Here is a 12,332-nt window from a genome sequence, read left to right as displayed (position 1 = left end):
CGGCACGTTAGGCATCGATCCGATCAAGCAATGCGCTTGACCATCAGATCCTTGATCTTGCCAATGGCCTTGGTCGGATTGAGATCCTTCGGGCAGACATCGACACAGTTCATGATCGTGTGGCAGCGGAACAACCGGTACGGGTCTTCGAGATTATCCAAACGCTCGTTTGTGGCGGTATCGCGGGTATCCGCAATGAATCTGTATGCCGCCAAGAGGCCAGCCGGGCCGACGAATTTGTCCGGGTTCCACCAGAACGATGGGCAAGACGTGGAGCAGCAGGCGCACAGGATGCACTCATACAGACCATCGAGTTCCTTGCGGTCTTCCTGGCTTTGCAGGCGCTCCCGTTCCGGTGCCGGCGTGTCGTTGACGACATACGGCTTGATCGAGTGGTACTGCTTGAAGAACTGTGTCATGTCGACGATCAGATCGCGCACCACCGGCAGACCCGGCAGCGGACGGATCTGGATCGGCTGCTTGAGCGAATCGATATCGGTCACACAGGCCAGACCATTCTTGCCGTTGATGTTCATCGCATCCGAACCGCAGACGCCTTCACGGCAGGAGCGGCGGAACGAGATGGCATCGTCGACAACCTTGAGTTTAACAAGGGCATCGAGCAGTTTGCGATCGGTCGAATCGAGTTCGACGCTGTAGTCCTGCATGTAGGGCTTCTGATCCTTTTCCGGATCGAAACGGTAGATGCTGAATTTGACGGTACGGGTAGTCATTCTTGCATTCCCCTCAGTAGGAGCGGGTCTTGAGCGCGATCGTATCGACCGACAGCGGCTTGAGATTCACGGCCTTGTAGTCAAGGCGGTTGCCTTCAAGGTGCCATAGCGTGTGCTTGAGCCAGTTTTCGTCATCACGGCCGTTCGGATGCGCTTCGGTATCCGGCGCATCGTCACGCACGTGAGCACCGCGCGATTCGGTACGGGCTTCGGCCGAAATCATCGTGGCCTTGGCGACTTCGATCAGGTTTTCCAGCTCCAGCGCTTCGAGACGGGCGGTGTTGAAGGTCTTGGACTTGTCGGCGATTTCAGTGGTCTTGACCATCTGTTCGACTTCCAGAATCTTCTGCACGCCTTCCTTGAGCATGTCCTTGAAGCGGAACACGCCGCAGTGGTTCTGCATCGTGCGCTGCATGGCGGCACGGGCATCGTTCACTTGCGTGCCGTTGGTTTGCTTGTTCAGGCGCTCAACGCGAGCCACCGAGCGCTCGACATCGGCCATCGCCAATGTCGGCAGATCGTGCGGCGCGGTCTTGATGAATTCGATCATCGAGTTGCCGGAGCTCTTGCCGAATACCAACAGATCGAGCAGCGAGTTGGTGCCCAAGCGGTTAGCACCGTGCACCGATGCGCAAGCGACTTCACCAGCTGCGTAAAAGCCGCTGACGATCTTGCTGTCGACGACGACTTCGCCCTTATAGTTGGTCGGAATGCCGCCCATCTGATAGTGGCAAGTCGGCACGACCGGAATCGGTGCCTTGATCGGGTCGACACCGGCGAACTTGATCGAAATCTCGCGGATACCCGGCAGCTTGGACTTGATGACTTCCGGATCCAGGTGGGTGATGTCGAGCAAGACGTGATCCTTGTTCGGACCACAGCCACGACCTTCATTGACTTCAGTGACCATGGCGCGGGATACGACGTCGCGGGACGCCAAGTCCTTGGCGTTCGGCGCGTAACGTTCCATGAAGCGCTCGCCGTTGCTATTGCGCAGAATGCCGCCTTCGCCGCGCACGCCTTCGGTAATCAACACACCTGCACCGGCCACGCCGGTCGGGTGGAATTGCCAGAATTCCATGTCTTCCAGGGGGATGCCGGCACGAGCCGCCATGCCGAGACCGTCACCGGTATTGATGAAGGCATTGGTGGAAGAAGCGAAGATACGGCCGGCACCGCCGGTAGCGAACAGGGTGGCCTTGGCCTGGAACACGTACACGTCGGACGTTTCCATTTCCATCGCCACGACGCCTTGCACATTGCCTTGCTCGTCGCGAACGAGGTCAAGCGCCATCCATTCGACGAAGAATTGGGTATTGGCGCGCACGTTGCGTTGATACAGTGCATGCAACATGGCATGGCCGGTACGGTCAGCAGCAGCACAGGCGCGGCGCACCGGCTTCTCGCCAAAGTTCGACATGTGACCGCCGAACGGGCGCTGGTAAATGGTGCCATCCGCGTTACGGTCAAACGGCATGCCGTAGTGTTCGAGCTCAACCACGACATTCGGTGCTTCGCGACACATGAATTCAATCGCGTCCTGGTCGCCGAGCCAGTCGGAGCCCTTGACGGTGTCATACATGTGCCAGTGCCAGTGATCCGGCTCGGAATTACCCAGCGATGCGGATACACCACCTTGCGCAGCAACGGTGTGCGAGCGGGTCGGGAAAACTTTCGACAGCACGGCGGTCTTCAGGCCGGCTTCGGACAACTGCAGTGCGGCACGCAGGCCAGCGCCACCGGCGCCTACGATGACTGCATCAAACTTGCGAACTGGAACGGTCATCACGCACCCCAAACCACTTTAACGGCGTAAACAAGGCTGGAGATCAGCCAGACGAGGGTCAGGACATGCAGCGTCAGGCGGATGCCGACCGGCTGTACATAGTCCATCCAGATGTCCCGCACACCGACCCATGCGTGCCAGAGCAGCGCAAACGCGGTAACGGTGGTGAGCACCTTGACCCAGGTCATCGAGAACAGGGACTGCCACGCTTCATAATTGGCGTCATGCGCAAACAGCACGAACACACCAATCGCAATGGCGTAAACCAGCATGATGACGGCGGTGACACGTTGCACCAGCCAGTCGCGCAGACCGTAGTGAGCGCCTACAACTTCACGATTTACCATGCCAGCACCCCGATCACGACAGTCAGCAACAGGCTCACCACAAGCACGATCTTCGCGGTCAGGCGCGCAGTCGGCAGGTCGAGACCTTTATGGACATCCAGGAAGAGAAAGCGGGTACCGGCACAGGCGTGGTGCAGAAAGCCCCACAGCACGGCAAGAAGACCGATCTTGACGATCGGGTTTGAAATACAGGATCTGAACGCTTCAAAGCGTTCGGCCGAGGAAAGCGTGCCTTCAAGGGCATACAACATGGCCGGAATTGCAACGAACATCAGCAAACCGCTGATCCGATGCAGAATCGAGACGATCCCCGGCAGTGGCAATCTGATTTGCCACAGCGCGAGGTGCTTGGGGCGTTTTTGACTCATACGCTTTCCTCACTGGTTAAAACATTGGCGTCGCCAGGCGACGCCGCCGCAGGGCTAGGCCCCATTCACTTCCGCACCGGGCTTACACCCCATGCGCAATCAAAAACCGTCAAACCAACACTATCAATCCTGCTCGGCTGACGTTGCCGGCTCGAACGCATCGCGTTCTGTTTTCAGCCAAGCCACGCTCCAAACCTGCGGTCGCCCGTCAAAATCACGCGACAAACGCACCAGCTGCAGCAAGGGCTCACCCACCTCGACCTGCAACAATCTGGCTTCCGCCTGCGCAGCCGGCACAGCGCGATAACGCACTTCGCCATCCTTGAGCCGCACACCGTAATCACGCCAGCATAATTCCGGCACGTTACCTTTCAACTCACGCACCCGGCGCATATCCAGATCCGGGAAACTTCTCTCCGGCAACAGTATTTCTTCCAGGCCAACTGCGGCACCGGCAACGCGGATCAACTTGCGTACCTGCCAGAGCACTGCGCCGCGCCGCTGGCCTAACACCTCAGCCAATTGCTCGCCGGCATTGATCCGCACACAGCCGAGCAGCTCGAATTTTGGCGCTTCGCCGCCAACCCCGGTCAATGGGGTAAAACGGCTACGAGCGAGAAAATCACTGGTTCCGGCTACAAAAGTACCAACGCCCTGGCGACGGTACAGCACACCTTCAACCACCAGTTCATCCAGTGCTTTCCGCACCGTTCCCTGGCTCACACCAAAGTTTTTTCCCAACTCGGTTTCGCTAGGCAACGGTTCGTCGTCGCGCCATTCGGCGGCTTCGATCCGGGAGAGCACTTCGCGCACGACTTGGCGGTACAAAGGCTGGTGACTGAGCTTGGCCATTACGTATTAGGTTCGCTTTTTATCATGTTGTCGGCATGGAGTCTACTACAGTCTTATATAAGACAAAAGACAAATGCCGTTCAGATGGCAAAACCGCTCGATTCGCAAGCGCGCCGTCATTCCACCGTGCTAGAATCCGCACGTTTCGCACCCGTTTTTTTCAGAACATGCAAGAGCATGCCGCTTCTTGCTGTAGTTGTGAGTTGGCGGACAACCGCCGAGATCCGGAGTCAATCCCATGAAGAAACCTGTACGCGTTGCCGTAACCGGCGCAGCCGGTCAAATCGGCTACAGCCTCCTGTTCCGTATTGCTTCCGGCGCCATGCTTGGCCCGGATCAGCCGGTGATCCTGCAATTGCTGGACATCACTCCGTCGCTGCCGGCGCTCAATGGCGTCGTGATGGAACTCGACGACTGTGCTTTCCCGTTGCTGCAAGGCATCGTTCAATCCGATGATCCGATGGTCGCATTCAAGGATGCCGACGTCGCCCTGCTGGTTGGCGCCCGTCCGCGCGGTCCTGGCATGGAGCGCAAGGATCTGCTCGAAGCCAACGGCGCCATCTTCACCACGCAAGGCAAGGCACTGAACGCCGTCGCTTCGCGTGACGTCAAGGTGCTGGTGGTCGGCAACCCGGCCAACACCAACGCCTACATCGCCATGAAGAACGCACCGGATCTGAACCCGGCCAACTTCACCGCCATGATGCGTCTTGACCACAACCGCGCCCTGACCCAGATTGCCCAGAAGACCGGCAATGCCGTCACCGACGTGAAGAAAGTCATCATCTGGGGTAACCATTCGGCCACCCAGTATCCGGACATCTTCCACGCTGACGTGAAGGGCCAGAACGCCGCTACGCTGATCAACGATCAGCAATGGCTGGAAGGCGATTTCATCCCGACCGTGCAACAGCGCGGCGCTGCAATCATCAAGGCACGTGGCCTGTCTTCCGCCGCTTCGGCCGCCAACGCAGCCATCGACCACATCCGCAACTGGGTGCTGGGCACGCCGGAAGGCGATTGGGTCACGATGGGTGTGCCGGCCAATGGCGAATACGGCTATAGCGATCTGATCTACGGTTACCCGGTAACTTGCAAGGATGGCAAATACACCATCGTTCAAGGTCTGCAAATCAGTGAATTCAGCCGTGGCCGCATGGATGCGACCGCGAAGGAACTCTCTGAAGAGCGTGATGCCGTGAAGCATTTGATCGGCTAATCAGTCCGTCGCTCCAAGCAAAAAGGCGAACCCTATGGTTCGCCTTTTTGTTGCCTACCGGATTCGCACTACACATATCCCGGTACAGATGTAGGTAGAGACGAAAACGGGCCGAATCATCGGCCCGTTTCACTACGGCTTGGCTACGTCAAACCTGCTTAGCGCGGCTTCAACGTGTACAGCGGGCTCTGCCCAGCAGCAACTGCGCCGCTAGCCAGATTGGTCAGGCCACCGAACTGGTCAATATTGCTGATCACAATCGGGCTGATCAACGACTGCGCGTGTTCGTTCAGATAATCCAGATCAAGCTCGAGCACCGGCTCGCCTGCGTTCACATGCGTGCCCTGCTCTGCCAGACGCCGGAACCCTTGACCGCCGAGCTTCACCGTTTCAATACCGATGTGAACGATGATTTCCGCTCCGTTATCAGCCTGAAGTGCAAAGGCGTGATTACTGTTGAAAATCTTCACCAGCGTACCGCTAGTCGGCGCAACCACCAGGCGGCCTGTCGGCTTGATAGCAACGCCATCACCCACAGCCTTGCTGGCAAAGGCAGCATCCGGCACTTCCGACAACGGCACGATGTCGCCAGTTACCGGAGCCACCAGCACCAACTCACCCTTGACTGGTGCAGGCGGCGGCGTCTGGATCGTGCTTGCCGCAGCGGCTTTCTGTGCAGGTGCAATCGGGGCTTGCGCAATCGTAACGGCTGGCGCTACGCCGCCAGTCACCAACTTACGCATGGCATCCGCAACCATCTCTGCTTTCGGCCCGACGATGATCTGAACGGTTTGCTTGTTGAGCTTGACCACGCCAGAAGCACCCAGCAGCTTGGCTTCCATCTCATTGACGCGCGCCGAGTCATTCACATTCAAACGCAAACGGGTGATGCAGGCATCGATCGCCGTCAGGTTTGCAGCACCGCCCACAACACCCAGATAAGCAGCAGCGAGATGATCCAAATCACCGCTCGTACCACCGGAAAAACCAGACTCAACGGTATCTGCAGCGTCTTCACGACCCGGTGTTTTCAGGTTGAACGCCTTGATGAAGAAAGAGAACAACGCGAAATAGATCACGAACCAGATCACGCCGACCACAACCACATAGATCTGATTGCTCGATGCCGGCTGGCCCCAGTTCAACACCAAGTCAAAAGCACCGGCGGAGAAACCAAAGCCGAGATGCGAATCCAGCGCGGTCAGGATGTAGGCTGAAATACCGGTGAGCACCGCGTGCACCAGATAAAGCGCTGGCGCCAGGAACATGAACAGGAATTCGAGTGGCTCGGTCACACCAGTAAGGAACGCCGTAAATGCTACCGAGAACAACACACCGCCAACGACCGGACGACGCTCTTTTGGCGCAGCGAAATACATGGCAAGAGCCGCGCCCGGCAAACCGAACATCATGACCGGGAAAAAGCCGGTCATGAACATCCCTGCGGTCTTGTCGCCAGCAAAGAAACGAGACAGATCGCCGTGAACTACGGTTTGCACGCCGTCCTTGACCGTATTGAAATCACCGATCTGGAACCAGGCAATAGAGTTGAGCAACTGGTGCAAACCGGTCGGGATAAGCAAGCGGTTGACGGTGGCAAAGATGCCGGCACCCAGCGCGCCCTGCCCTACGATCCAGTTACCCGCAGCGTTGATTTCGGTTTGAATCGGTGGCCAGACATAACCCAGTACCAAGGCCAGTACCAGCATGGCCAGACCGGTAATAATCGGCACGAAGCGCTTTCCACCAAAAAACGCGGCCCAATCAGGCAGCTTGATATCGTGGAACCTGTTGTACAGCATCCCCGCTATCCAGCCGGCCAGGATACCCGCCAACACCCCCATACCGATCTTGCCGTGGGGGTTGGCCGCCAACCACGCCTTGACCGCCCAGTGGTTATCCATGCACTTGGTTAATACGTAGTAACCCACCGCACCAGCCAAAGCGGCAGAACCGTGACCATCCTTGGCCCATCCAACAGCAACGCCAATCGCAAATAGCAGCGCAAGATTGGCAAACAATGCATCGCCGCCTGCGGCAACGAATGCCCCAATGCTTCCGAATACCTCCGGATGCATGATGTCTGGCTGCCCGATCCGCAGCATGAGCGCCGCTACTGGCAACGCCGCGATCGGCAACTGCAACGATCGGCCGAGTTTTTGAAGCCCACCCAGTAAACTCATCTTGCCTCCTGATTCATGTTGGATACCCGAAACCTATCGAGAACGGCCTCTGGCGTGCAATTTTTGCGTAAACGTCATGGTTCTTGCATGTAATGCTGGGCCGATTATTTCACCGCCCCTGACGCACGGCAATCGCCATTCCACGCTGCATTGCAGCAATATGTCATGGCTTGAGCGGCTAAGCAGCTGACATGGCAAGCAATTCACAAGAAATTCAACCACCCACTCATGCTCCAAAAAAGGGCAAACGCACCCTCCATGACCGCTTTTTACGGCGGACAGTCCTGGCGGTGGTATTCGCTTGGGCAAACGACCGTTAGAATCCGCGCTGTACGTTTTGCCCTACTTAGAGACTTCTTATGTCGCATGCTGTATCCAAATTGCTGACGCTCGGCCTCACCCTGGCGCTTTCGCTCTCGCTGATCGCCTGCAACCGCTCGCCGGGCGCTGTTGGAGCAGCCAGTGGCCCGGCTGCGGCCACGCAAGCCGCGGCCGAACTCTCCACTGATGATGTAACGACTGCTCAGCAAGGCGACCTCAACCGCTCCATTGCCCTGACTGGCAATCTGCAGGCGCTGCGACAAACCACAATCACCGCGCAAATCGATGGCCTGATCGCCAGCGTCGCCGTCAGGCCCGGCGCAAGCGTCACGGCCGGGCAAGAATTGGCGCGTTTCGACCCGAGTGATCTTGAAAAGCAAATGGCCGTGTCTCAATCGCAGCTCGCCAAGAGCCGTGAGCAGTTGGCGCTGAATCACAAGCTGAACGAACGCAACGCCAATCTGCTCAAGCAGAATTTCATTTCGCAGAACGCCTTCGACTCCAGCGATAGCCAGTTGCGTACGGCCGAGGCCGATGCGCATACGTCCGAAGCGCAGCTTGCCCTGGCGAAGCAATCGCTTGCCAAGACATCCATCCGCGCACCATTTGCCGGCACCGTGGCCGAACGCCTGGCGGAACCGGGGCAACGCGTGGGCATGAACAGCAAGCTGTTTACCCTTGTCGATCTGTCAGAGCTCGAATGGGTGGGCGAGGTGCCATCCGGCCGCATCGGTGACGTCAAGGTGGGGCAGAAAGCCGAATTCCGCGTCGACGGGTTCGATCATCCGTTCACCGGGCAAGTCAGCCGCATCAACCCCAGCGTCAATGCCAGCAGCAAAACGGTGCAGATTTATCTGCAGGTGCCGAACCCCGATGGCGCATTGCGGGATGGGCTATTCGCGCAAGGCAATCTGTTGCTCGATATCCGCCACGCTGTCATCAACGTACCCAAGCAAGCCGTACGGGATGAAAACGGCAAGCGCTACGTGCTGGCGATTGAACAGGGCAAGCTGGTTCGCCGCGATGTGTCGATCGGTGCGGAAGATGCCGTGGCGGATCGCGTCGAGATCGCACAGGGCATCGACGCCGGCACCATCATCCTGGTCAGCGGCGTGCGCCTGACATCCGGCATGGCGGTCAAGCTGCCAGCCAGTGCAGTGACTGCCCGCAAGTAAGCCCTCATCACACGGCCTTCGGCGATCGCGCCGGGGCCGTTTCAAGTTTCCAGGAGCACCACCCCGATGTGGTTTACCCGAGTCAGTATCCAAAACCCGGTGTTCGCGACCATGATGATGGTTTCGCTGCTGGTGCTTGGCCTGTTTTCCTTGAGTCGGCTGCCGGTTGAAGAACTGCCGGATGTGCAATTCCCGGTCATCGTCGTCTCGACCAACTACCCGGATGCTGCGCCGGAAATCGTCGAAAGCGATGTCACCAAGCCGCTAGAAGAAAGCATCAACACCATCAGCGGCTTGAATCAGGTGTATTCACATACCTATCAAGGCGTGTCGGTAATCATTGCCGAGTTCGATCTCGACGTTGATCCGGACAAAGTGGTGCAGGACGTGCGCGAGAAAGTCGCCGCCGTGACGCCCACTTTCCGCGCCGAAGTCAAAGCGCCGACCATCAGCCGCTACAACCCGGACGACCTGCCGATCGTGTCGCTGTCAATCAGTTCGGATCGCCTCTCGCCACGCGAACTCACTAGTCGCGCCGATCAATTCATCAAGAAACGCTTCGAGACCATCCCCGGCGTCGGCCAAGCGGCCTTGATCGGTGGCGTGACCCGTCAGGTGAACATTGATCTGAAGCCGGAGCGCCTTGCCGCGCTGAAGATCGGCATCAATGACGTCAACAATGCCGTTCAGCAACAGAACGCCGAAGTACCGGTCGGCACCATCGAGGGCAAAGGCCGTGAACAGGTGGTGCAGATCAAAGGCCGGCTGCAGTCGGCGGAAGATTTCAAGCGCATCGTCATCGCCTGGCGTAATGACGCGCCGGTGTATCTGGCCGACGTTGCCGACATCCGCGATGGGCAAGCCGAGGAAGAATCACTTGCGCTCGTCAACGGCAAACGCGCCATCTCGCTGGATATCAAGAAGGTCAACAAGGCCAATACCGTTCAAGTAAGCGACGGCACGCGCAAGGAAATGGCCAAACTCAATCAGGAGCTGGCCTCCGAGGGCATCAAGCTTTCGGTGCTGTATGACAACTCGGAAGGCATCCGCTCCTCGCTGAAAGACGTCAAAACCTCGCTACTCGAAGGCGCGGTATTGACCGTGCTGATCGTGTTCCTGTTTCTCGGCTCCTGGCGCAGCACGGTCATTACTGGTTTGACTTTGCCGGTGGCGCTGATCGGCACCTTTTACGCGCTGTATCTCTCTGGCTTCACCATCAACGTGATGACGATGATGGCGCTATCGCTCTGCATCGGCTTGCTGATCGACGATGCCATCGTGGTGCGCGAAAACATCGTTCGCCACGCGGCGATGGGCAAGGATCACTTCCGCGCCGCGCTCGATGGCACCAAGGAAATCGGTCTGGCGGTACTGGCAACCACGTCGACCATCGTGGCGGTGTTCATGCCGGTGGGCTTCATGGGGGGCATCATCGGGCGCTTCTTCCATCAATTCGGCATCACCGTTTGCGCGGCGGTGCTGATCTCGATGTTCGTCTCGTTCACACTCGATCCGATGTTGTCGTCGATCTGGCGCGATCCGCACATGCACGGCGGCAAACGACCGCTGGGGCGGGTGCTCGATGCGCTGGAAAACGGCATGAACAAGTTGTCGGATCGCTACGGCCGGTTGATTCATTGGGCGCTCAAGCATCGCATCGCGGTGATCTCCCTCGCCATCGGCAGCCTGATCGCCGCGTTCATGCTGGCCCGCTTCATCGGCAGCGAATTCGTGCCGAAGGCCGATCTCTCCAAAGTTTCGATCCAGTTCACTACGCCAACAGGCTCGTCGCTCGACTACACCGCTGGCAAGGTGCATCAGGTCGAGGCGGCGCTGAATGAGTTCACCGAAGTGAAAGAGGTGTACACCACCATCAACACCGGCCAGGCCCAAGGCAAGAACAGCGCCATGATGACCGTGACGCTGCAGCCCAAGAAGGAGCGCAAGCGCGGCCAGAGCGAGTTGATCGATCTGTTCCGCACCCGCCTGACACGGCTTGCCGGCGTGGAATTGCGTGCAATCAGCCCATTGGGCGGCGGCGGGTCGCCCGGTAAACCATTGCAAATCTCGATGCAAGGTGCCGATCTCGCTGAATTGCGCAAACTGAGCACAGCGTTTACCGATGAACTGGGCAAGATTCCGGGCGTGGTCGATATCGATTCGAGCATGCGCGACGAGAAACCGACACTCGATGTGCAAATCAATCGCGAACGCGCCGCCAGCCTGGGCTTCAACGTCAGCCAAATCGGCAACGCGCTGCGGCCGATGATCGCCGGCGTGGCAGCCAGCACGTGGCAAGCGCCGGATGGCGAGAACTACGACGTGAACGTGCGGCTGCAGAAAAGTCAGCGCGAAAACGCCGGCCAGCTGGAAAACATCTACCTGACCAGCACCCGCCTCGACGCCAACGGCCTGCCGATCACCCTGCCCTTGTCAGAGCTGGCAACGATCCAGCACACCACCAGTCCGGTGCAGATCAACCGGCGCGACCTGTTCCGCGAGGTGAACATCACCGCCAACGTGGCCGGCCACACCACGGGCGAGGTGCAAAAGCAGATCGACGCCTTGCAGGCCAGCTTCAAGATGCCGGCCGGCTATCGCTTCGTGACCGGCGGGGATAGCAAGAGCATGGCGGAATCAGCCGGTTACGCCGTCGCGGCACTGCTGCTGGGCATCGTGTTCATTTATATGATTCTCGCGTCGCAGTTCGGCCACTTCCTGCAACCGCTCGCCATCATGACGTCGTTGCCGCTGTCACTGGTCGGTGTGTTGCTGGCATTGCTGCTCTGGCGCAGTACGCTGAACATCTTCTCGATCATCGGCGTGATCATGCTGATGGGCCTCGTGACCAAGAACGCGATTCTGTTGGTCGACTTCATCAACCATTTGCGCCGCCAAGGCGTGGAGCGGATGGAAGCGATTGCCGAAGCCGGCCGGGTACGGCTGCGCCCGATCCTGATGACCACTGCTGCGATGGTATTCGGCATGATGCCGCTGGCCCTGGCATTGGGCGACGGTGCCGAGCAACGCGCACCAATGGCGCATGCGATCATCGGCGGCGTGATCACCTCCACTTTGCTCACGCTGGTGGTCGTGCCGGTCGTGTTCACCTGGCTGGATGATCTGGGTGCCTGGATCTTGCGCAAGATGGGCCATGTACCGACGCGTTGGGACATCGATCCAGTCGACGATCGGGTAGATATCGACGAGGGTTCGACGAAGCACCCACGCTGACCGGGGCACTGATGTATTTGGCATTATTCCACATCGCCCACGCATCCTCGGGTTGCGCTTGGGAAATGTCTCAGATTGAGTTTCCGCTCACCGGGGCATCGGTTAGAATGCCC

General features: G+C 58.5%; 9 protein-coding genes. 3 read left to right on the top strand and 6 right to left on the bottom strand.

Annotated features, from left to right (window positions below):
* Positions 1-23: 23 nt before the first annotated feature.
* The 5 genes from BR41_RS12505 to BR41_RS12485 form a co-directional block, all read right to left on the bottom strand.
* Positions 24-734 (bottom strand): succinate dehydrogenase iron-sulfur subunit, encoded by a 711-nt coding sequence (locus BR41_RS12505; RefSeq protein ID WP_035056958.1) that lies wholly within the window; start codon positions 732-734, stop codon positions 24-26.
* A 13-nt stretch (positions 735-747) separates the two neighbouring features.
* Complete coding sequence (gene sdhA, locus BR41_RS12500) at positions 748-2,520, bottom strand: succinate dehydrogenase flavoprotein subunit (RefSeq protein ID WP_035056957.1); 1,773 nt, start codon at positions 2,518-2,520, stop codon at positions 748-750.
* Positions 2,520-2,867: a succinate dehydrogenase, hydrophobic membrane anchor protein gene (gene sdhD, locus BR41_RS12495; protein WP_035056955.1), complete on the bottom strand. Its 348-nt coding sequence runs from the start codon at positions 2,865-2,867 to the stop codon at positions 2,520-2,522. Before sdhD ends, sdhA begins: the two co-directional genes overlap by 1 nt.
* On the bottom strand, positions 2,861-3,235 hold the full coding sequence (gene sdhC / locus BR41_RS12490; RefSeq protein ID WP_035056954.1) for a succinate dehydrogenase, cytochrome b556 subunit: 375 nt from the start codon (positions 3,233-3,235) through the stop codon (positions 2,861-2,863). The genes sdhD and sdhC overlap by 7 nt, the downstream gene beginning before the upstream one ends.
* Positions 3,236-3,358: 123 nt before the next feature.
* Complete coding sequence (locus tag BR41_RS12485; protein WP_035056951.1) at positions 3,359-4,087, bottom strand: GntR family transcriptional regulator; 729 nt, start codon at positions 4,085-4,087, stop codon at positions 3,359-3,361.
* 238 nt (positions 4,088-4,325) lie between these two features.
* Here BR41_RS12485 and BR41_RS12480 point away from each other — a divergent pair, with 238 nt between their 5' ends.
* A complete protein-coding gene (locus BR41_RS12480) occupies positions 4,326-5,306 on the top strand; it encodes a malate dehydrogenase (RefSeq protein WP_035056950.1) in 981 nt (326 codons plus the stop codon).
* 158 nt (positions 5,307-5,464) lie between these two features.
* Here the strand turns inward: BR41_RS12480 and nagE are convergent, their stop codons facing one another.
* Positions 5,465-7,489, bottom strand: a complete 2,025-nt coding sequence (nagE, locus tag BR41_RS12475) for an N-acetylglucosamine-specific PTS transporter subunit IIBC (protein WP_035056946.1) — start codon at positions 7,487-7,489, stop codon at positions 5,465-5,467.
* A gap of 359 nt (positions 7,490-7,848) precedes the next feature.
* Between nagE and BR41_RS12470 the strand changes: the two genes are divergently transcribed.
* Together BR41_RS12470 and BR41_RS12465 are read left to right on the top strand one after the other, a co-directional pair.
* On the top strand, positions 7,849-8,985 hold the full coding sequence (locus tag BR41_RS12470; protein ID WP_035056943.1) for an efflux RND transporter periplasmic adaptor subunit: 1,137 nt from the start codon (positions 7,849-7,851) through the stop codon (positions 8,983-8,985).
* Positions 8,986-9,051: 66 nt separating this feature from the next.
* Positions 9,052-12,219, top strand: a complete 3,168-nt coding sequence (locus BR41_RS12465) for an efflux RND transporter permease subunit (RefSeq protein WP_084187121.1) — start codon at positions 9,052-9,054, stop codon at positions 12,217-12,219.
* Positions 12,220-12,332 lie beyond the last annotated feature (113 nt).

This window comes from Andreprevotia chitinilytica DSM 18519 (assembly GCF_000711875.1).
GTDB lineage: Bacteria > Pseudomonadota > Gammaproteobacteria > Burkholderiales > Chitinibacteraceae > Andreprevotia > Andreprevotia chitinilytica.
Note: the sequence above shows the minus strand (reverse complement) of the source record. Positions and strands in the feature narration are given on the sequence as shown.